This is a genomic window from Trinickia sp., from assembly GCF_051953955.1.
Lineage (GTDB): Bacteria > Pseudomonadota > Gammaproteobacteria > Burkholderiales > Burkholderiaceae > Trinickia.
The window spans coordinates 43,718-65,587 of record NZ_JBQCIF010000088.1 but is presented as its reverse complement, the minus strand read 5'-3'; the positions used below and the strand labels follow the sequence as shown (position 1 = coordinate 65,587).

At 63.4% G+C, this 21,870-nt stretch carries 17 protein-coding genes; 8 read left to right on the top strand and 9 right to left on the bottom strand.

The features are described from left to right. Positions 1-20: 20 nt before the first annotated feature. From ACTHNZ_RS17445 to ACTHNZ_RS17430, 4 genes are read left to right on the top strand one after another with little or no spacing between them, the layout of a single operon-like run. On the top strand, positions 21-908 hold the full coding sequence (locus ACTHNZ_RS17445) for a carbohydrate ABC transporter permease (RefSeq protein ID WP_440543805.1): 888 nt from the start codon (positions 21-23) through the stop codon (positions 906-908). Between the two features lie 29 nt (positions 909-937). Beyond that, the gene (locus ACTHNZ_RS17440) at positions 938-1,768 is read left to right on the top strand and encodes a carbohydrate ABC transporter permease (RefSeq protein WP_440543804.1); all 831 of its coding nucleotides are present in this window, start codon (positions 938-940) and stop codon (positions 1,766-1,768) included. Beyond that, entirely contained in the window at positions 1,765-2,532 is a 768-nt protein-coding gene (locus ACTHNZ_RS17435; RefSeq protein WP_440543802.1) for an HAD family hydrolase, read from the top strand. The genes ACTHNZ_RS17440 and ACTHNZ_RS17435 overlap by 4 nt, the downstream gene beginning before the upstream one ends. Continuing rightward, a complete protein-coding gene (locus ACTHNZ_RS17430) occupies positions 2,520-3,680 on the top strand; it encodes an ABC transporter ATP-binding protein (RefSeq protein ID WP_440543801.1) in 1,161 nt (386 codons plus the stop codon). Before ACTHNZ_RS17435 ends, ACTHNZ_RS17430 begins: the two co-directional genes overlap by 13 nt. Positions 3,681-3,726: 46 nt before the next feature. Here ACTHNZ_RS17430 and ACTHNZ_RS17425 read toward each other — a convergent pair whose 3' ends face one another. Beyond that, positions 3,727-6,798: an autotransporter family protein gene (locus ACTHNZ_RS17425; RefSeq protein ID WP_440543800.1), complete on the bottom strand. Its 3,072-nt coding sequence runs from the start codon at positions 6,796-6,798 to the stop codon at positions 3,727-3,729. Positions 6,799-7,255: 457 nt separating this feature from the next. On the opposite strand from ACTHNZ_RS17425, the gene ACTHNZ_RS17420 reads away from it, so the two are divergent. Beyond that, on the top strand, positions 7,256-7,702 hold the full coding sequence (locus ACTHNZ_RS17420) for an SRPBCC family protein (RefSeq protein WP_440543799.1): 447 nt from the start codon (positions 7,256-7,258) through the stop codon (positions 7,700-7,702). A 43-nt stretch (positions 7,703-7,745) separates the two neighbouring features. Here ACTHNZ_RS17420 and ACTHNZ_RS17415 read toward each other — a convergent pair whose 3' ends face one another. From ACTHNZ_RS17415 to ACTHNZ_RS17385, 7 genes are all read right to left on the bottom strand, one after another. Further along, complete coding sequence (locus tag ACTHNZ_RS17415) at positions 7,746-8,690, bottom strand: sugar-binding transcriptional regulator (protein ID WP_440543798.1); 945 nt, start codon at positions 8,688-8,690, stop codon at positions 7,746-7,748. A gap of 41 nt (positions 8,691-8,731) precedes the next feature. Next, positions 8,732-10,213, bottom strand: coding sequence for a xylulokinase (xylB, locus tag ACTHNZ_RS17410; protein ID WP_440543797.1), 1,482 nt, complete (start codon positions 10,211-10,213; stop codon positions 8,732-8,734). Positions 10,214-10,307: 94 nt separating this feature from the next. Beyond that, a complete protein-coding gene (gene dalD, locus ACTHNZ_RS17405) occupies positions 10,308-11,711 on the bottom strand; it encodes a D-arabinitol 4-dehydrogenase (RefSeq protein ID WP_440543796.1) in 1,404 nt (467 codons plus the stop codon). A 268-nt stretch (positions 11,712-11,979) separates the two neighbouring features. Beyond that, positions 11,980-12,762 carry a metal ABC transporter permease gene (locus ACTHNZ_RS17400; protein ID WP_440543795.1) on the bottom strand — a complete coding sequence of 261 codons (783 nt, stop codon included), beginning with the start codon at positions 12,760-12,762 and terminating at the stop codon, positions 11,980-11,982. Beyond that, positions 12,755-13,717, bottom strand: a complete 963-nt coding sequence (locus ACTHNZ_RS17395; protein WP_440543794.1) for an ABC transporter ATP-binding protein — start codon at positions 13,715-13,717, stop codon at positions 12,755-12,757. Before ACTHNZ_RS17395 ends, ACTHNZ_RS17400 begins: the two co-directional genes overlap by 8 nt. Before the next feature lies 1 nt (position 13,718). Beyond that, positions 13,719-14,633, bottom strand: coding sequence for a metal ABC transporter solute-binding protein, Zn/Mn family (locus ACTHNZ_RS17390; protein ID WP_440543793.1), 915 nt, complete (start codon positions 14,631-14,633; stop codon positions 13,719-13,721). Between the two features lie 49 nt (positions 14,634-14,682). Then, positions 14,683-15,159, bottom strand: coding sequence for a Fur family transcriptional regulator (locus ACTHNZ_RS17385; RefSeq protein WP_440543792.1), 477 nt, complete (start codon positions 15,157-15,159; stop codon positions 14,683-14,685). 250 nt (positions 15,160-15,409) lie between these two features. Here ACTHNZ_RS17385 and ACTHNZ_RS17380 point away from each other — a divergent pair, with 250 nt between their 5' ends. Beyond that, positions 15,410-18,208, top strand: a complete 2,799-nt coding sequence (locus tag ACTHNZ_RS17380; RefSeq protein ID WP_440543791.1) for a hypothetical protein — start codon at positions 15,410-15,412, stop codon at positions 18,206-18,208. A gap of 106 nt (positions 18,209-18,314) precedes the next feature. Here ACTHNZ_RS17380 and ACTHNZ_RS17375 read toward each other — a convergent pair whose 3' ends face one another. Then, complete coding sequence (locus tag ACTHNZ_RS17375) at positions 18,315-19,016, bottom strand: NUDIX hydrolase (protein ID WP_440543790.1); 702 nt, start codon at positions 19,014-19,016, stop codon at positions 18,315-18,317. A gap of 119 nt (positions 19,017-19,135) precedes the next feature. Here ACTHNZ_RS17375 and prs point away from each other — a divergent pair, with 119 nt between their 5' ends. Together prs and ACTHNZ_RS17365 are read left to right on the top strand one after the other, a co-directional pair. Beyond that, the gene (gene prs / locus ACTHNZ_RS17370) at positions 19,136-19,984 is read left to right on the top strand and encodes a ribose-phosphate diphosphokinase (protein WP_440543789.1); all 849 of its coding nucleotides are present in this window, start codon (positions 19,136-19,138) and stop codon (positions 19,982-19,984) included. Between the two features lie 33 nt (positions 19,985-20,017). Further along, positions 20,018-21,778: a nicotinate phosphoribosyltransferase gene (locus ACTHNZ_RS17365; protein WP_440543787.1), complete on the top strand. Its 1,761-nt coding sequence runs from the start codon at positions 20,018-20,020 to the stop codon at positions 21,776-21,778. Positions 21,779-21,870: the final 92 nt, after the last annotated feature.

Here is a 21,870-nt window from a genome sequence, read left to right as displayed (position 1 = left end):
ATGCCGCCGAGCAAGGCGCTTTGCCGACGCCCGAGCGTCGCGCCGGCGGAACGCGCTGGCTCGCCGCACCTTCGGTGGCCGTGCTCGTCCTCTGGATGACGATACCGCTCGCCATGACGATCTGGTATTCGTTCACGCGCTACAACCTGCTCAATCCCGACGAAAAAGGCTTCGCCGGATTCGACAACTATCTTTACCTCGTCACCGACCCCTCGTTCGTGCCGTCGATCGTGCACACGCTCGAATTGATCGGATGGGTGCTCGTCATCACCGTCGTCGGGGGCATCTTGATGGCGGTGCTGTTCGATCGGAAGTTCATCGGACAAGGGATCGCTCGGCTGCTCGCGATCGGCCCGTTCTTCGTCATGCCGACCGTGAGCGCGCTGATCTGGAAGAACATGATGCTGCACCCCGTGTACGGCGTCGTGGCGGCTGTAATGCGCGCGCTCGGCATGCAGCCGATCGATTGGTTCGCCACGTATCCGCTCTCGGCGATCGTCGTCATCGTCGCTTGGCAATGGCTGCCGTTCGCGTTCCTCATTTTGTTCACGGCGATCCAATCGCTCGACGAGGAGCAAAAGGAAGCGGCGCGCATAGACGGCGCCGGGCCGTTCGCGATGTTCTTCTACATCACGCTGCCGCATCTGCGGCGCGCGATTTCCGTGGTCGTGATGATGGAGACGATCTTTCTGCTCTCGATCTTCGCCGAAATCTACACGACGACCTCGGGCGGGCCGGGCAATGCGACGACGATCCTGTCGTACTTGATTTATGCGCTGGGCTTGCAGCAATTCGACGTCGGCCTTGCGTCGGCCGGCGGCATTCTCGCCGTGGTGCTCGCGAACGTCGTCGCGTTCTTCCTCGTGCGCATGCTCGCGAAGAATCTGAAAGGGGAGTACGAAGCATGAGCCATCCGACCGCACCCGCCGCGCGAGCGATGCGCTCGCCACTCCCGGCGCTCGATACCCTCAGGCGCGCACTGCCCGGGCTGCTTGCATGGCTGATCGCGCTAGCCCTGTTCTTCCCGATCTTCTGGATGACGATCACGGCGTTCAAAACGGAGCGCGACGCCTATTCGATGGCGATGATCTTCGTGCCGACGCTCGACAGCTTCCGCGAAGTGTTCGCCCGCAGCGATTACTTCCTGTTCGCCCGCAATTCGATCCTGATCTCGGCGGGCGTCACCGCGCTTTGCCTGCTGCTCGCGGTGCCCGCCGCCTATACGATGGCGTTCTTCCCGACGCGCCGCACGCAAAGCCTGCTGCTGTGGATGTTGTCGACGAAGATGATGCCTTCCGTCGGCGTGCTCGTGCCGATCTACCTGCTCTGGAAAAACGCCGGGCTGCTCGATACGGTCTCGGGCCTCGTCATCGTCTACACGCTGATGAATCTGCCAATCGCCGTTTGGATGGCTTTCACGTACTTCAACGAGATCCCGCGCGACATTCTCGAGGCTGGGCGCATCGACGGCGCCGCGACCTGGCAGGAGATCGTCTATCTATTGATGCCGATGGCGCTACCGGGGCTCGCGTCGACCGCGCTGCTGCTCGTGATCCTATCCTGGAACGAAGCGTTCTGGAGCATCAATCTCTCGAGCTCGAACGCGGCGCCGCTGACGGTGTTCATCGCATCGTATTCGAGCCCCGAGGGCTTGTTCTGGGCGAAGTTGTCGGCCGCGTCGTTGCTCGCGGTCGCACCGATCCTGCTCGTCGGCTGGCTATCGCAAAAGCAGCTCGTGCGGGGCTTGACGTTCGGAGCCGTCAAATGACGGGAACGACGATGGCAGACGCAGGATCGTTGCGACGCGACCGCGTGCTCATTTGCGATTGCGACGGCGTGCTGATCGACAGCGAGGCGGTCGCCGCGACGATGCTCGTGCGCGAACTGCAAGCGCGCTGGCCGCATGCCGACGTCGAGCCCATCGTGATGCCGCTGCTTGGGCTGCGCATCGAGCGGGTGCTCGAGGCCAGCGCCGCGGCGCTCGGCGAATCGCTCGCGCCGATCGAGATGGACGCCATACGGCGCAGCGTGGAAGCGGCAGCACAACAGGCGCCGGTCGTCGCCGGCGTCGAAGCGGCGTTGACGCGGATCGCGCTGACGAAAGCGTGTGCGAGCAACAGCTACACGGCGTATGTTCACGCCGTGCTCGCGCGCACCGGGCTCGATCGCTTTTTCGGCTCGCATGTGTTCTGTGCCGATCGCGTGCCGCGACCGAAGCCGGCACCCGACATCTACATCGCGGCCGCCGATGCGCTCGGCGTGCCGAGCCCGGCGTGCATCGTCGTGGAAGACAGCGTCGCGGGCGTGGCGGCGGCGAGCGCGGCGGGAATGTTCGTGCTCGGCTTCGCGGGCGGCACGCATGCGGAGCAAGCCGGACATGCGCACGCCGATGCGCTCGTGCAGGCAGGCGCGCAACACGTATTCGACGACATGGGCCGCTTGCCCGCGCTCGTCGACCAATGGATGAGCGGTGACGCCGCTGCGGCGCGCACGGCGACGAACGGGAAAGGAGACGCATCATGGCAAGCTTGACGCTGCGCGGGATCGCGAAACGGTACGACGAGCATGAGGTATTGCGCAACGTGAACCTCGACATCGCGGACGGTGAGTTCGTCGTCTTCGTGGGGCCGAGCGGATGTGGTAAGTCGACGTTGCTGCGGATGATCGCGGGGCTCGAATCGATCAGCGGCGGCGAGCTGATGATCGACGCGGCACGCGTGAACGACGTGCCGCCGGCCAAGCGCGGCATCGCGATGGTGTTTCAATCGTATGCGTTGTATCCGCACATGTCGCTGTACGACAACATGGCGTTCGGCCTGAAGCTTGCCGGAGCGAAGAAGCCCGAAATCGACGAGGCCGTGCGCAACGCGGCGAAAATTCTGCACATCGATCATTTGCTCGATCGCAAGCCGAAGCAGCTCTCGGGCGGGCAGCGCCAACGCGTGGCGATCGGGCGGGCCATCACGCGCAAGCCCAAGGTGTTCCTGTTCGACGAGCCGCTGTCCAATCTCGACGCCGCGCTGCGCGTGAAGATGCGCCTCGAGTTCGCGCGGCTTCACGACGAGTTGAAGACGACCATGATCTACGTCACGCACGATCAGGTCGAAGCCATGACGCTCGCCGACAAGATCGTCGTGATGTCGGCGGGCAACGTCGAACAAGTGGGCAGTCCCAATCGCCTATACCATGCGCCGGCGAATCGGTTCGTCGCCGGTTTCATCGGATCGCCGAAGATGAATTTTCTCGACGGCGTGGTCGAGCAAGTCGGCGGCGACGGCGTGCTCGTTCGGTATGCCACGGGCGAGATGCAGCGCGTCGCGGTCGAGACGCGCGGGACGGCCAGTTCGGGTGCGAGCGCGTTGGCGCGCGGCGCGCGCGTGACGGTCGGGATTCGGCCCGAGCATCTGCATGCGCAGCCGAACGCATCGGCGGGTGCAACGTCACCTATGCAAGGCGTCGTCGCCCGCACGACGACGGTCGAATCGCTCGGCGATGCGGCTTATCTGTATGCTGAAGCCACGGTGGCGGCGGACGGGTTGATCGCTCGGATCGCGCCGCTCGAGCGTCACGAGCGCGGCGAGTCGCTCGTGCTCGGCGCCGCCCCCGAGCATTGTCACCTGTTCGACGAGCAGGGACTGGCCTACGATCGAAAGATCGTGGAAGTGCTGTCGGCGGCTTGAGGGCGGTCGAGGGGCGCGAAGCCGCTCGAGCCCACCGCCGCAGCGTTTACCAGGACCAGCGCACTCCGGCGTTTCCGCCCACCGTGCGCACGTGCTCGCCGTCGAGATTCGTTCCCCAGCTCACGGTAGCGAAAGCGCTGCCGTGCTTGGAGAACTTCGTCACGACGCCGGCATCGATCCGGCCCATGGTCTGGTTCACCGGCGTGGCGATCGTCGTTGCGCCGTCATACGTCTGATGGTCGACGTTGGCGAACGCGTGCAGCGCGTTGAACGCCACATAGGGCTGCCAGGCGGCGCCGAGCGCGTCCCAGCTGCCGGCGAAGCGCAGGCCGAATCGGGCGAGCACGGTGTTGCCCCCGTTGAATTGCACGTTGGAGATGCCGTCGTTCAGGTCGTTGATCGACAGATGCTGATAGACGATCTGAGCTTGCGGCTCCATCGTCAGCCCGTGCCCGATCGAGATCGGCATGCCGCCTTCGATCGACGCCGTGACAGCGGTGCCGTGCGTGCTCGCGTGGACGTTGTCGGCCGACGTCGTATCCGCGCTGAGTGCGCTGCCCGACAAGACGGTATCGGTGTACCAGCCCGTCGGACCGATATGCGTCCAATAGCCGGCGAGGGTGTATTCGTTGACCGAAAGATGCCCGACGTCGACGCCTGACAAGCCCATGACCGAACCGTTGACTTCGCCCGTTGCACGGCCCATGCCGAGATAGAAACCGTAGTGATTGCGGTGGCCGCCCTGCACGCCATCCGCGTAGATGTCATGGCCGATCTGCGCGCCGCCCATCGTGCCGTCGAATTGCGGGGTCACGTCGCCGGCTTGGGACAACACGCTATGCGCGCCCCAGACGCGGCCCCATCCCGCGGGTAGGCGGCCCGTTTCGCTCAGCAGCATTTGATCGCCCTGGCGCAGATGGAACTCATCGAGCTGCATCCAATCGAGCTGACGCATCACGGGAGGGATCTGCGCGTACAGTGCGACCTCGGGACGATACAGCGTGATGGGCGCGCTGCCGGCGGCCGGCAATGCCGGGGTGCCGACAGCGGCCGTCGCTGTGGCGTCGGCCGCGATGGGCACCGTGTTGCGCAGATACCAGTTCTGCGAACTGCCCGCGGTGACGCCGCCTTTCGCCAAGTAGTACGCGTAGGCGCCCGACTTGACCACGCCGCCGGGCAGCGAGAACGCGCTTGCGTCGCTCGTTGCACCGTTGGTTGCCTGCACGACCTCGATGCCGTTCGAGACGGTAGGCGCACCCGTGCCGCCCACGTTCGTCACCTTCAGCGTCGTCCTGCCCGTTGCCGTGCCGGCATTGATCACGAGCTTGTCCGATGCTGAGTTGTCTACCCCGAGCACCGTGTTCAGCGCGATGGTCCCGCCGTTGCCGACGTAGCTGCTCACGTTCAGCGTATTGCCGGCTTGTCCGTTGCCGCCGATTTGCACGAGGCCCGCATTCGTCAACTGGCCGTTGATGGTGAAACCACCTTGCGCTTGCGCGTTCGCGATCGTCGACGACAACGCATTGGCCACGGCAATCGTGCCGTTATTCGTGACATCGCCGCGCACGGTGCCGTAGCCGCCCAGTGTGGCGCCCGTGGACACCGTTGCCGGACCCGCGATCGATGCGGCCGCGTTCGAGGCGTCGCCGACGACGAGCGTGCCCGCGGCGACGGTCGTGCCGCCCGTGTAGCCGTTCGTGCCGTCGAGCACGAGCCCGCCGCTACCGGCCTTCGTCAGCGCGCCCGCGCCCGTGATGCCCTGTGCGATCGTCGATTGAAAACCCTGCGTGTCGATCGTGCCGCCGTTCGATGTGATCGAAACGGCGCGCGTCGCCGCGAGGTCGAAGCTGCTGCCGAGTTGCAGGGCGCCACCGTCGAACGTGAGGCTGCCGGACGTGCCGCCGAGCGCACGGTCGGCGGATATCGACACCGCACCCGCTTTCAGAATGGTCCCGCCCGTATAAGTGTTGCCGCCGGCGGCCGTGGGCGCGAGCGTCAGCGTGCCCGCACCGTCTTTTTCGACGGCGCCCGTGCCGCTGATCAGGCCCGAGTAGGTCCCGGCCGTGTCCTGCTGGAACTGCACGAGGCCGTTGTCGGTCACGGCATTGGTGAGGCTTTGCGCGCTGGCCCGCAGCGTGCCGGCTGCATCGACGAGCATCGTGCCCGTATAGCTCGAGTTGTTGCCCGTCAACACGAGCGTGCCTTGCTGGACCTCGGCCGAAGTGATGCCCATCGCGCCGATCGAATTCGTGATCGTCCAAGTGCCGGTGTCTTGTTTCTGCAGCGTTTGGAAATTCGTGATCTTCGTCGGCAGCGTGTCCGAGCCCGCACCGCCCAGCGTCAGCAGATTCGCGCCGCCGCCGCCGTTGATCGTGCCCGACACGCTCGAGCCCGTTTCGAGGTTCAACGTATCGTTGCCGCTCGCGAAGACGAGGTTGCCGATGACCTGGCCGAAGTTCGTGAAGACGACCGCGCCGCTGCCGGAGGCGCCCATTACGTTGCCAGGCGCTTGAATGATGCCCGTGGCATTGTTGATGACCGTGTTCGAGCCCGTCGTATTCTGGAACCAGATTGCCGCGGAATTGACGCCGCGGATCGTGCCGTTGTTGACGATCGTGTTGCCGGTGCCTTCAGGATTGACCGCTTCCGCTTGTCCCTGCGTGCCGTTGGAAAGCACGGTGGCGCCCTGTTCCACGGTGAGCGTGCTGTTGTTGCGGAAATCGATCGTGTTGCCGCCCGTGCCGTATGTGCCATTCGTTGCGACCGCACCGTTTTGCACGAGCGCGCCGGATTGAACGAGGACGGTCGCGTTATCCCCTAGTGCGATGGCGCTGCTGTCGCCGACGACGATCTGAGCATTGGGGCCGACCGTCACCGATGATCCCGATGCCGTCGTCGGCCCGGTCCCGATCATCGTGGTCCAGGGTGACGGCGCCGATGAATCGCAGGTGGTCGCCGAGCCGACCGTCGTGCAGTTTGCATGAGCGAGCGCCGGGAGCAGTGCGACGTAGCCGAGCACGGCAAGCGTCATCGCCTTCGGGCGCAGGGGCCGGTTCGGAATCGGATGCGCATCGGCGTTGCGGCCTGGTGACGGTTGAAAACGAAGTTCTTTCCGCATAGGGACCTCTACCTTTGGCTGTTTTTATTTCAATATGTGAAGCACAGGGGGTATAGGTGCTTCATTGGGCAACCGAAATGTATAAGAGTCCGCAGCGGTCGATTGTTAAATACGTTTGCCAACGCGTAACCATTTTTTGAGCTTTCGAAGTCGCTGAAATCCGGCAAGGCAAGCGACACCTGAACGCAAACGTTTGCGGATCGAAGCGATGGATCGAGGCGGCATTCACGCGCTCGAGATCAAATATTTTTAAGAATCGATATATCGTGGTTTTGAATCGACGGCGTGCCGGGCTGAAATGACCGGTGCATCGCTTGCCGATGCGAAACGCGGAAGAAAGGGACCGGCAGACCTGCGCTCCCGCGCCGCACGATTCGGCACGGTCATGTCGATTTCGACGCTGGCCGTTCGTCGAGTAGGATGGAAGGGGCCGTCCCTTCGCCTTTTGGAGCTCATCATGCCCACGAATACCGTTCGACTGCACCGCGTTCTGCGTTCCACCCCGGACCGGATCTACCGCGCGTTTCTCGACGCCCCGGCTTTAGCGAAATGGCTTCCCCCGAACGGCTTCACGGGCACCGTGCACCACTTGCAAGCCGAGGTGGGCGGCAGCTACAGGATGTCGTTCACGAATTTCACGACGGGCGACGGGCATTCGTTCGGCGGTGAGTATCTCGAACTGGTGCCGCATCAGCGAATCCGCTACACGGGCAAATTCGACGATCCGAATCTGCCTGGAGAAATGCAGACCACGGTGTCGCTCGCGCAGACGCCTTTCGGCACCGAAGTGAATATCGTGCAGGAAGGCATACCGGAGGTGATTCCGGTACAGGCGTGCTACCTGGGGTGGCAAGAGTCGCTCGCCTTATTGAAGCAGCTCGTCGAAGCCGAGATTCGGCCATAGAAACGACTGCGGAAACGACTGCGCCGGCGCGCCTCAGCTCGGCTCAGCCCAACGCCGCGCGGGCGCACGCTTCATCGGTCACGAGCCCAGAGAGCCAGCCGCCCTTCAGAACGGCCAGCACGGCGCCGTGCTTGCGCTGGCCGCCCGCGAAGCCGATCGTCGGGCGTTTGGGCGGCGAATCGAGCGGCACGCTGGTCACGCGCCGGCCCGTCGGCGATGCGACGCGTTTACCGTCCGCATCGATCGGCAGGCCCAGCATTTCCGCCACGGCACCGCCCTTCGTCAATTCGCCGACCTCGCTGGCCGTGATGAAGCCATCGACGTGCAGCGGGCACTTCGGGCCGATGTCGCCGATGCCGACGAAGGACACGTCCGCTTCGGCCGTCAACGATTCGACGATTCGATAGAGCCGGTGATTGACCCACTGCGCGCGCTCGGCTTCGCTGTCGGCGATCAGCGGTGCCGGCAGCAGAAAATGCTTGCCGCCCGTTTTCTCGGAGATATGGAGCGCAACGTCGTATCGGTTCGATGAGCCGTCCTGCGCGATCGCGCCGACCATCGAAACGAGCCGATGCTGCGGCCGCTCGATCTGGCCCAACTGATCGGCGGCGGCCTTCAGCGTTCGGCCGCTGCTCACCGAAACGATCATCGGCTTTTCCTCGCTCAGATAGCGCTCCATCACTTGAGCACCCGCGACGGCGAGCTTGCGATCGACGGCTTCCGGCGTGTCGTCGTCGACAGGCACGACTTCGCACATCGATAAGCCATAGCGCGTCTTCAACTGCTCGGCGAGCGTCAGGCAATCGGCGAGCCGGTGCTCGATACGCACGCGCACGAGGTTTTTCTCCACGGCGAATGCGACGAGCCGCTGGGCGACGGGGCGCGATACCTGCAGCTTTTCCGCGATTTCGTTCTGCGTATTGCCCGCGACGTAGTAAAGCCACGCCGCGCGCGTGGCCAGGTCGAGTTTTTCGTTGGATTTGGACACGGTGTCAAGGGCCGGTACTGGGGAAGCTGCGAAACAGCATATCAGGCAAGCCGGGCGCGCGAAGGCTCGAATAGCGGCCGCACGTGCCGATACAGGTCGCGGTACCCCTGCAGGCGCCCGCGCAGTTGCTCGTGTCGCTGCGCGTTCGGCGTGAATTGCGCGACGACGGGAGGCTTGGTCAGCACGGTGCGCGGCTCCCCGCCGGCCGCAAGCCAGCCGAGACGCGCCGCCCCGAGCGCGGCACCCGTCTCGCCGCCGCCATGTTGACGCGTCGGCGTGGCCAAGGCATCGGCGAGCAACTGCGCCCAAAATGCGCTGCGCGCGCCGCCGCCGAGCAGCGAGAGCGCTCTCGGCGCCGTGCCGGCCGCGGCCAGCGCGTCGAGCCCGTCGGTCAGTGCGAGCGTGACGCCTTCGAGGACGGCATAGCCGAGCAGTGCGCGATCGGTTGCGTGCGTCATGCCGAAAAAAACGCCCTGCGCGTAGGGATCGTTGTGCGGCGTGCGCTCGCCCGAAAGATATGGCAGAAAGATCGGGGCCGACTCGAGCGCGTCGGGCGCGAGCGCGGCGGCTTCGCCTACGAGCGTCGGCTCGTCGGTGCCCGTCAGCTTGCACACCCAACGTAGACAGCTCGCCGCCGAAAGCACGACGCTCATCTGATGCCATCTATCGGGAATCGCGTGGCAGAACGCATGCACGGCCGAGGCCGGGTTGGGCGAAAAGCGGTCGCCTACGACGCACAGCACGCCCGACGTGCCGAGCGAAACGAAGCCGTCGCCGGGCTCCGTCGCGCCGATGCCGATTGCGCTCGTCGCGTTGTCGCCTCCTCCGGCCGCAACGACGACCTCTCCGCTCAAGCCCCACTCGCGCGCCACGTCGGCGCGCAACACGCCCGACGGCGCGCTGCCTTCGGCCAGCCGAGGCATCTGTGCGCGCGTCATGTCGCAGGCGGCGAGCAGCGCGTCGGACCAGTCTCGGCGCGCGACGTCGAGCCACAGCGTGCCCGCGGCGTCCGAAGGATCGGACACTTTTTCGCCCGTCATGCGCAGCCGCAGGTAATCCTTCGGGAGCAGGACGCAGGCCGTTCGAGCGAAGAGATCCGGCTCGTGCCGCGCGACCCACAGTAGCTTCGGGGCAGTGAAACCGGGCATCGCCAAGTTGCCGGCCACCTCGTGCAACTCAGGGGCGCGCCGCGTGAGCTCGTCGCATTCCTCGACGCTGCGCATATCGTTCCAGAGGATCGCGGGGCGCAGCACGCGGTCGGCCGCATCGAGCAGCACGGCACCGTGCATCTGGCCAGACAGCCCGATGCCGCGCACTTGCGCAAAGGCGTCGGGACAGACAGCGCGCAGTTTCGCAATCGCTTCGCAGGTGCCGCGCCACCAATCGGCGGGATCTTGCTCGGCCCAGCGCGGATGCGGGCGCGAGACATGGAACGGCGAGCCGGCCGTGGCGAGCACACGCGCCTCGGGCGACAGCAGTAAAACCTTTACTTCGGACGTGCCTAGGTCGATGCCGAGGTACATGGCGGACGGCCCCTTGGTCGATGCGATCCGTGACGGAGTCGAAAAGCGCGAATGCGCTACTTTAGCCGCGCGGCGCGGCGCGCGCCAACGTTCGTCAGCGCGCAGGCCCTTTGTCGCGCGATGCTAGCCAGGCGTCGACGCGTTCGAGCGCCGCCTCGATCACGCGTTCGAGCCTCGGATCTTGCGCCATGCCGCCCCAGAGCGCGCGCGATGCGCAAAACCGTGCGAGCGGATCGGGTGCATCGAACCATGCGTGCACGGCGGTTTCGTCGAGCAAGCCGTCCTGGTAGACGTAGGGCAGACGGCCTGCCCTCCACCGATCGAGGAAGCGAAAGAACAACGCGGGCAGAATCGCGGTGGCGTTCGGCTGAGCGTTGCGCGCGAAGCTCTCGGCCAGCGTCGGCGCGATGAAGCCCGGGATCTTCGAAAAGCCGTCGGCCGCCACGCGCTGATTCGTGTCTTGGATGTAGGGGTTGCTGAAGCGATCGAGGACGACGTCGCGATATCCGGCCAAGTCGAGTGGGCTCGGCGTCAAGCACGGGATGACGTCCTGCGTGACGTAATCGTAGGCGAAGCGGCGCACGTCCGCGTCGAGCGTGCCTTCATGAATGTAGGCGTGCCCGACGAGCGTGCCAGCCCATGCGATGCAGCTGTGGCTCGCGTTCAGAATGCGGATCTTCGCTTCTTCATACGGCATGACCGATTCGACTAGCTCCGCGCCCACGCGCTCCCATGCCGGCCGGCCTGCCTTGAAACGGTCTTCGATGACCCATTGAATGAACGCCTCGCCCATGACGGGGCAGGCATCGGGGGTGCCCGTCGCTTCGAGCACGCGTGCGCGGACGTCGTCGGTCGGGCGCGGCGTGATCCGGTCGACCATCGAGTTCGGGCAGGTGGTGTTCGCCTCGAACCATTCGCCGAGCGCCGTTTCGCCGCGCGCGGCGAGGAACGCGCGCATCCCGGCTTCGAAGCGCTCGCCGTTGCTGCGCAGGTTGTCGCAGCTTTGCAGTGTCACCGGGCCCGCACCGCTCGCGCGGCGCGCGTCGAGAATCGCGGCCAGCGCGCCGTAGATCGTCGCGCGCCCCCCGGCCAAGTCCGCGGCCAGATCGGGGTTCGACGAATCGAGCCGATCGTGCTCATCGAGGTAATAGCCGCCTTCGGTCACCGTGAACGAAATGATCTTGCAGGCGGGATCGGAGCCCGCTTCGACGATCGATTCGAGCGTCGGCGACCACGGCAGCACGCGTTCGATCGAGCGGATCGTCTCATAGGCGCGCTCGCCCTGCGGGGTCACCGTTTCGAGCGTGTAGACGCCGTGCTGTTTCGCGAGCGCGTCGAGCGTCGCGTTCATGTCGCCGCGAATGTTGCCGACGGTCAAGGACCAACGCGGCTCGCCAGCGGCCGTGGCGGCAGACAACCGATGCAGATACCAGGCTTGGTGAGCGCGATGGAACGAGCCTACGCCCAAATGCAAGATCACGTTCGAGCCGGTGCTCATGGTGTTCGTCTCCTGTGTGGACGCGAAATCGGCCCCGAGGGCCGGCTTGCGCCTCAACAACGTTGAGTGCGACGGCCGAGGCACCGCCGCATCCGATATGATCTTTTGTTCTTCGACTGAGCGAATGATCGGTTCGTGGCGCGCGAATGTCAAGGCGCGCTGCAACGCAGGGCGCAGGCAAGTCACCGGAGTCGTGGTTGCGGCGGCGGGGCGGAAGCGGTGAGGGCGCGAACGCACCCCCGTATATCGGGCCGCGGCTAAACGTGGGTTAACGGCGGCGCAACAAGCTGGCGCCGTAGACGAGGGCGGAAAGGGCAGTGATCCAGAAACTCGTCGGCCAATCGGTGTAGAACGCCAGCGTCACGCCGAGCCACGCCTGAGCGAGCGCGAACAAGGCCGCCAGCGCGACACCGCTCGCGAGCCGCGTCGACAGGTTCTGCGCCGCGGCGGCGGGACCGACCATCAATGTGAACACGAGCAATACGCCGACGATTTGGGTGCAAGCTGCGACCGCCAGTGCCGCGATGGCCAGAAACAGCATGGAGACGAGCCGCAGCGAAACGCCCTTGGCCTCGGCCAACTCTGGCTGCAGTGTCGCGAACAGCAGGGGCCGCGTGATCGCGCCAAGCGCGATGAGACTCGCCGCGCCGATGCCGGCCAGCACGAACAGTGTCGCATGCGTGACGCCGAGCACGTTGCCGAACAGCAGCGCCGTGACTTGCGTGGCATAGGCCGTGAAGAAGTGGAGGAACAGCAAGCCGCAGCCGAGGGCGAGCGACAGCACGACGCCGATCGCGACGTCGCGGCCGGCGAGCCGCTCGCCGAGCGCGCCCATCGACACCCCCGCCGCGAGCGTGAAACCGATCATTCCCCAAAGCGGCGAAATTCCGAGGAGCACGGCGCCCGTCGCGCCGGTGAACCCGACGTGCGACAGCGCGTGGCCGGCAAACGTCTGCCCGCGCATCACGAGAAAGTAGCCGACGATGCCCGCAAGTACGGCGACGATGCCGGACGCCGCGAATGCGTTCACCATGAAGTCGTATTCAAGCATCGTGCGTGTGTCCGTGTGAGTGACCGTGGCCATGATCGCCGTGACTGCCGTGGTCGTGCGCATGTGTATGCGGGTGATGCCCTCCGCCGTCGGCGTCGTTCTCGTGTTCGTGGTCGTGCTTTTCGACTTCGACGTCGCCCGACATCACGAAAATGCGGCCGTTCACGCGCATGACGTCGATCGGGGAACCGTACAGCCGCGACAGCACGGGCCGCGTGATGACTTCGTCGACGGTGCCGAGCGCGGCGCTGCCTCGGCCGAGATAGAGCACACGGTCGATCGCATTGAGCAGTGGGTTCAGTTCGTGCGCCGAGAACAGCACGGTGATGTGCAGTTCGCGCTGCACGCGCCTCACGAGTTCCACGACGCTGCGTTGGTGGTGCGGATCGAGGCTGATGAGCGGCTCGTCGAGCAGAAGCAGTTGCGGCTTGCCAAGCAGGCACTGCGCGAGCAGCAGGCGCTGGCGCTCGCCGCCCGAGAGTTCCGACAGGGGCCGCGCGGCGAGCTTGCCCGCATCGACGAGATCGAGGACGCGCTCGACGTCATCGCGCGTGGCGGCGTTCGCGATCGGCAGGCCCCAGCGGTGTCCGTCCGCGGCCATCGCGACGAAGTCGCGCCCGAGCACACGCCGGCTCGCGAGCGCGCTGCGCGTCTGCGGCATGTATCCGATCGATGGATTGCCGCGCGCGACGGGCAGACCGCCGATGCGAATGGCACCGCTTGCCACGGGCACGAGGCCGAGCACGGCGCGCATCATGGTCGTCTTGCCGGCGCCGTTCGGTCCGAGCACGCCGATGAATTCGCCTTCGCCGATCGTGAGGCTCACGTCGCTGAGAATCGTGCGGCCGGCCAACTCGAGCGATACGCGGTCCAGTTCGAGCGCAGGGCGGGGCGAATGCGCGTGAAGGCCTGTGATGGCCGGCAAGGACCCGCTGCGCTCGCTCTCGTCTTTCATGTCAATGCTCTCCGAGCGCTTGCGCGAGCGCATCGACTTGCGCGCTCATCCACTGTTGATAGGTTTTGCCGGCGGGCTCCGTTTCGGTCACGCTGACGGTGGGCACGTGCGATTGCTTAGCCAGTGCGAGCATTCGCTGCGTCAATTTGCTGACGGCTTGCGCGTTGTAGATCAGCACGCGCACCTGCTTGCCGCGCAAATCTTGCTCGAATGCGGCGATGTCCGACGCCGCCGGTTCGGTATCGTTCATGACGGACAACTGAAACCGAGCATTGCGCATCGTCAGGCCGATGGCATCGCATAGGTAGCCGGCGACAGGCTCGGTGGCGGTGACGGCCGTGCCGGGATGCTTCGCCTTCAATGTCTCGATCTTCTCGCCGATCGGGCGCAGCGATGTCAGAAACTTTGCTAGGTTCGCGTCGTATTCGGCCTTGTGCGCCGCATCGACGCGATCGAGCGCATCGACGACTTGCTTTGCCACCGCAGGCATCGTCTGTGGGTCGTACCAAAGGTGCGGGTTGTCGCCGGCTTTTTTCCCGACGAGAGCGGCGGCCACGATCACGACGCGTTTGTCGTTCTTCGACGCGGCGAGCAGCTTCTCCATCCACGGATCGTAGTCGGCGCCGTTGTAGACCACGATCGCCGCGCGATGCAGATCGCGCGCGGTTTTCGGACTCGCTTCGAACAAGTGCGGATCCTGATCCGGGTTGCTGAGAATGCTCGTCACGGCTACGTGGGTGCCGCCCAATTGCTTCACGACGTCGCCGTAGAAATTCTCGGCCGCGACCACTGGAATCGGGGCGTTTTGCGCGAGCGCGGCACCGCTGAACGCGAGCGCGGCCAACCCCAGCGATGCACACGCGAGCAATCGGCGGCTGAGCGTTGCCACGCGACCCGTATGGTCGATCGATTTCATTCGTTCTCCTGATTATTGATTTCGAGGAAGCGATTCGATGCGGCAGCGCTCATCGCCGGTGCGTGTGTTCGCCGCGCTTGTGCTGACAGTCGCCGCACAGTCCGCTCAGTTCGACGACTTGCTTGTGAACTTCGAAGCCATGGGCCGGCGGCGTGGACGAAAGCCGTTCGGCGAGTTCTTCACCGGGGATTTCGAGCGTGTCGCCGCAACGCTCGCAGATGAGGAACTGGCTTTGATGCGGCTTGCCGATTTCGCAGCACGCGACGAACGCATTGCGCGATTCGATGCGATGAACGAATCCGTGCTCGACGAGAAAATCGAGCGCGCGATAGACGGTCGTGGGCGGCACGCGGCCGCGCTCGGGCTCGAGAGCGGCGAGCAAATCATAGGCGCCGATCGGCTTGCCGGCGGCGGCGACGAGCGCGTAGACCTGGCGGCGCAACTGCGTGAGGGCCAAGCCGTGCTCGGCGGCGTAGGCGTCGGCGCGGGCAAGGCGAGCGTTCAAAGCGTGGGTGTCGGAGGACATGGCGTCGTCACGAGAGTCGATGCTGCGATGATATAACATATCTTTCCGTTGAGGGTGATGAGGCGAGAGAGGGGCCCCGTCCGCTGTTGTCTCAAAGTGTGCGCGCAGTGGACAGTGCGGTGATGAACACCCCTCCACGCGCCAGCGCCCCGGCTTATCCTTTGGCGGTCGCTATCCGGCTCAAATGGGAACGGGGCTGGGCGAACGGACGCAGGAACCCCCGCAGTAGGCCACTCATGGATACGAAAAGATGAGCGGTAAACTCCACCCGCGGCAGTCCAGATATAGGCAGACGGGGAAAACAAAAAGCCGCCCGGGTAACGGGAAATGGAGCAATGGGCACGACAATCAACAATACTTGGTTCAATTGACCAAGAAAGTTGCGCGTCAAGCCGACCGTGCCAATGCGATGAGCTACGGCCGCAATCGTTCTGGCCTGGGCCGCCCAGCCGGGCCACGGACACAACCGGACACGCCGCATTGGATTCGGCCGCGGGACCTCGATATCCCGGATTGGATGACGTTCGATCGGAATGTGGCTAGCTTGAGCTTGCGCCCCGGTGACAGCATGGTGCGCGGCTCGTGGATGGGGGTGACGTTCTACTCGTTGCTGCGCTTGGCGGGGAGCGGTCCCGCGCTGCAAATCCTGCTGCTGGCCGCCTTCGCGCCATCGGCATTCGCCGACGGTCGCGATAACGATTCGTGGCAGCGCCCGGGATTTGGGACGGATGATGACGCTGCCCGATGGCCCCCGAATGCCGACGTTGGGGCAGTTGATACGGATCTCGCGCCGCGGCAACCCGATGCGGGCATGTATCCGGTTGGCGGCGTGCCATTCCCGAACGATAGGGCGCGTAGATTCGCCCCGCACCACCAGCACCACCCGCCTCGCGGACATCACCATCATCGCGGTGATGCGGCGGAACGTGAGCGGCAATTCGGGTTTTCGCGAACCGATCCGAGAACGCTATTCAGACAGGCCGTGGACGCATTCCCCTATCGAATGGATTTCGCCGGCGAGATTTTAGCCGAAAATGATGTCGATCCAGATGAATCTCACGAGCAGGTCTGTAATTTTATTACGGGTTCCGTGTTGTTCGATAAGTACGTGAGCGACAATGGGATTCCGAGTCCATTGGGCAGCCATTCGCGCAAGTCGAATAAAGTTGCGGTCGTTGAGAACACGAACATCATCAATGCAATGTGGGATTGTAATGGAATTCCGGATTACGTGAGAAAGGTGGATGGCGATGACGTGAATGATCGTTTTGCGGGGCGTGTCACCGAAAAAATATCTTTCGCTTCACAATCCATGTCAGACGAAATTCTGAAGGCGTTTCGTGAGCAGGGATTCAATGCGAAGGATGGTGTAATCGAATATTCGATTAATATCAAACGCCGCTCGCTGCTGGGAGATCCATTGATCATGCCTGTGCTCTGGCTGGAGGCGAGCAAGTGCGTATTATTGGAAATACCCATTTCTGGCGATCGATCTATGTGGGCCGCCATCGTGCCGGATCGAAAAGCGCCCGTGCATTTCTTTGGCACGTCGAAGCACAATGCGTTATCTTGGCTCGGTAACAAGCACAACATCATATGGCTTTTTGAGAGGGATCTTTGGCGTAATTTCGTTTCGCGATCATTTGGGCGTGCTCATCTTCGCTTGGTGCACAAGGGTGAGCGAAACCTTCATGATGCCGTAGGGGATGCGAGTCATAAAATCGTGCAAACCGCGCAGCATCATCGGCGTCATGAAAAATTTCAAATGACGGAGCTGGAAAAGAAAACCGACATGGTCGAAAGACTGATTCCCGGAGTGTCGGAAATCCTGGACTGGGAGGACGGCGATTATGAGCACTTGCTCATGGACCTGGCGATCGACCTTGCCGCAGCGGGAGGCCCGGAGGCTTTCAAGGGCGTCGCCGCGCTCGCGGAAGAGGGGCTCGCCAGAGAGGCGGAAGCGCTCGGAGCGAACGCAATGGCCCGAAACGCCGAAGAGGCTGAGGCGAGGGAGACGATTGCAGAAGCTCGGGCGATCGACCAGGAGACGACGCGAATCGAACGGATGTTTTGCCCTACGACCAACGGATGGAAAGGGGGCCGCGGTCGGCGATCCGCCTGCTCTGTGTTGAGTTGGCATCGATCGACGATTTCTAAAACGGCGGAGGGGAGGGTGTCCAACTTGATCGATAAAATCGAATCCGATCCCAACCTCGTCACGTTTATCAAGACGCCGCGCGGGCGCTGCGAGGCTGCGTTGGGCCGCACGATGGAGTTGGCGCGTAGAGCAGGCTACGAGCCGAGGGCGGTGGGGAGCTTCTTGGTCGCCGGCACGAACGCTGAAAGCACGGGAAATCATTTCGCGACGCTGATAAACGTCGAGGGCATTGAGCATGTCATCGATCCCACCGCGGGTCAATTCCGTGAATACGGTTTTACTGGGCCGTTTGTCGGGACGAAGGAAGAATGGTTGCGTACGATCGTATCCTCCGAGAAAAAGCCGGTGCTCATCTATGGGGTGTATGACAACGCTTCGGATGCGACGCGTCAATTCAGCCACACCAACGCGCTAGCCGCCGATCCACTCGATCCCCCCGTGGGCGCAGAGGTGGCCGGCGAACCTGAGTGGTATCGGAACGCCAAAAAAAGACCGGAAGAAGTGGGGGTATTAAAGCAGAAGCAGGAAGCAGCCAAAAAGGTATTGGAGGCCAAGCAAAGGAGTGCACTCGGAAGCGGAACGCTGAACGCCCTGAGAGAGCACCCGGAAAACGTGCCGTTGGAGCTGTTGCAGAAACCGGAAATCGTGGAGAAGCTACTCGAGAACAACCCGAAATTCTTGAGGTATTTTGCGGAAAAAGACAAGGCGTTCTTGGCGAAGCTCGTGCGAGATCATTCACATGCCGTGAGAAAGATCGTGAACGGCAATTTGGCGCTCCTGCAAGAGTTTCCGGAACTCGCGGAAAGATTCGGGGGCGGCGCTTGGAATCGGGTCAGGGACACCCTGTCCAGGGGCAGGAAATACGTCGTTCGGAGACCGGGGGCGGATTGAGCTGCGGATGTGACGCGAGCGGTGTCCGGCCAGGTGCCGAGCACCGCTGAAGAGCGGTCCTCGGATGCGGACCGATGCGGGCCCCTGCGGAATGTGCAAGCCCCGATCACCAACTCGCCCGCTTGAACAGCCCGAGCTTATCGGCGCGAAATAAGCGAGCCGGCCTTTGATTGCCTCCCTGATATTCATCGGTCGCGATCAAGACTCCGGCTTCGTCGACGGCGTGTCCGGCCTGCACATCCCCCACTTTGATGCCGAGCCTCGAACGAAAGGTCGCGCGTGTGACGGTTTCGCCGAATACGGCTTCATAGGTGTGCTGCAATTGAGTGAGCGTGAATTTCTCGGGCAGCAGCCAGCATGGCAGCGTCGAGTAGCTCGACTTGTTGCGCACGCGCTCGACGGCCGCGCCCACTTGATCGGAGTGATCGAACGCGAGTTTGGGAATATCGTCCACGGAATAGAACTCGAAGACGTTGGACGGCACGCCCTCCAATTCCTCGAACGGCACCAGTGCGACGTAGCTGACCGCAACCGACCACCCGCGTGGATCTCGCCGCGGGCCGGCGAACGTCCGCAATTGCTCGACATAGCGCGGCGCGAGCCCTGTCTTGCCTCGCAGCGTGCGCCGTGCCGCGTCTTCGAGCGAATCGTCCTCGTCCGCATGGATGTATCCGCCCGGCAGCGCCAATGCGCCGCGAAATGGCTCGTTGGCACGCCGGTGCAGCGCGACCATCAGGCGTTTATCCGTCAGGGTCAGCAACACTACATCGACGCTGACATCCGGCTTCGGGTATGCCCTGGTCATCATGTTTCCTCCTTGCTTCGATACCATGCAAATATTTTAGCAATGATAGTTGCAAACACCGACTATGTCGGCCTATACTGCGATCCAAGTTAGTCGATGTTTATAACTATGTGGAGAGGGCGATGATCAGCATCACCGCGGTGGCCAACACGAAGCAGTCCCCGGACACTACCGGGCCCGCTCGCAATCCCGTGGAAATGAAGGTCTTGAAGTTTCCGGGCGGCGAATTGCATGTCACGATCGAAACCGGCGTTCGCGCCGACGAGTTCGAGTTGAAGGCTCATCTTCGCGATGCCGATGCGGTGATGACGCTGCTGCTGACGACCGACGCACTGCGCCGGGCCTATCCGGGCGCGCCGATCGATTTGCATCTGCCCTACGTCCCGTACGCGCGACAAGACCGTGTCGCGAATTTGGGCGAGGCGCTCAGCGTGCGGGTGTTTGGCGATCTGATCAATGCGCAGCATTACCGCCGCGTCGTGATCCAGGATCCGCATAGCGACGTAACGCCTGCCCTGCTCGATCGCGTGACCATCGAGGACCCGCTGCCGGCCTTGCGTCGTGCGCTCGATCGGATTCGCGCGACGAGTGCGAACGTCGCGCTCGTCGCACCCGATGCCGGTGCGCGCAAGCGCGTCTTGAAGCTCGCCGCGCAGCTCGCGTTGCCTGTCGTTTTCGCCGACAAAATCCGCGATACCCGCACAGGCGCGATTACGGGCACCGAGATTCAGGGCGATCTGCCCGATGGTGCGCTGCTGGTCGTGGATGACATCTGCGATGGCGGCCGGACCTTCACCGAACTCGCTCAGGCTATGCGTGAAAAGCAGCGCGGCGGCGGCACCCGCCAACCGCTTTACCTGTATGTGACGCACGGTATTTTCAGCAAGGGGCTCGATGCCTTGCTCGAGGGCTACGAGATCGTCTTCACCCGCAACAACTGGACGAGCGACGCGCGCGCCATCCAAGTTTGAACCCACAACGACATCGCACCGAGGAGAAATAGCATGAACGGACTCATCCCATTCAATCTCGCGGATTTCTATAAAACCGGCCACCCCGCGATGTATCCGCGTGAAACGACGAAACTCGTGGCGAACTTCACGCCGCGTTCGGCGAAATACGCGCCCGTCTTGCCGCAGTTCTATGACAACAAGATCGTTTGGTTCGGCTTGCAAGGTTTCATCAAGGAGTATTTCCTCGGCGTGTTCCAGCGCGAGTTCTTCCAAGCGCCGAAGGCCGAAGCGTTGCGCAAATACAAGCGTCGCATGGATACGGCGTTGGGCCCCGATGCCGTCCCCGTCGATCGGCTCGCCGCCCTGCACGATTTGGGCTATCTGCCGCTCGAGCTACGCTCGCTTCCCGAAGGCTCGCGTGTCAACGTCAAGGTGCCGCCCGTCGTGTTCGTCAATACGCACGCGGATTTTCCGTGGGTCTCCACGTATTTCGAAACGCTTTTCAGCGCGGAACTCTGGAAGCCTTCCACAGTGGCGACTCTTGCGTTCGAATTCCGCAAGCTTTTGACGTACTTCGCCAAATTGACGGGCGCACCGGAAGCGTTCGTCGACTGGCAAGGTCATGACTTTTCCATGCGCGGCATGAGCGGCGTGCACGACGCCATGCGCTGCGGAACCGGACACTTGCTTTCCTTCACGGGCACGGACACGATTCCCGCGATCGACTACGCCGAAGACTACTACGGTGCCGACGCCGATAAAGAACTGGTCGGCGGCTCGATTCCGGCATCCGAGCACAGTGTGATGACGTTGCGCATTTTGTTCACGCTCAAGCGATTGGCCGCAGCGACGAGCGATGCCGCGCTGACAGCGTCGCCATTCAAAGGGCTGTCGGAGGACGAGGCCGCGGCCGAAGTGGCGCGCCTTAGGAAGGAATTGGCCGCGACGGGGTACGAGGAAAAGGGATTGCGGCGACTGGCCGAACGCGAGGTGATCCGCGAGTTCGTCACGCGCGATTATCCGGCGGGAATGGTGTCGCTCGTGTCGGATTCCTTCGATTACTGGAACGTCATCACGGTCATCGCCAAGGAATTGAAGGACGACATTTTGGCCCGCAAGCCGAACGCATTGGGGCAGAGCCGCGTGGTGTTCCGCCCCGATTCCGGCGATCCCATCCGCATTCTGGCCGGCTACGACGACGGAGAGCTTGCCCGCAACGCGGACGGTACGTTCCGGAAGGAAGGCGACAAATACGTGGTGGCGGCATCGAATCTCGCGATCACCGAGGCCGAACGCAAAGGCTCCGTGCAATGCCTGTGGGACATCTACGGCGGCACTGTGACGGAGAAAGGATACAAGATGCTCAACGACAAGGTCGGCCTGATTTACGGCGATTCCATTTCGCTGCCGCGTGCTTACGAAATCATGAATCGCTTGGCGGCCAAAGGCTTCGCTTCGAGCAACGTCGTATTCGGCATCGGCTCGTACACCTACAACATGCTTTCGCGCGATACCTTCGGCTGGGCGATGAAGGCGATCTACGCGGAAGTCGGTGAGGAGCAAGTCGATATCTATAAAGATCCGGCGACCGACGACGGCACCAAGAAATCGGCGCGGGGGCTGCTGCGCGTCGAAAAGGACGGCAGCGATTACGTCCTTCACGAGCAACAGACGCTGGAGCAATTCGAGGCAGGCGAATTGAAGCCCGTCTTCCGCGACGGAGAGTTGCTCGTCACGACGACGCTGGCTCAAATTCGCGCGCGCCTCAAGGCTTCGTGGGTTTGCCCCGAACCGGGCAGCTTGGCGATGTGATGCCGCAAGCGGTGCCTCACATGTCGGTGAGGCGCCGCTTGCTTGGATGATGGATGCAACGAACCGTTTGTTAGGTGCGCTGGGCCGCGCGG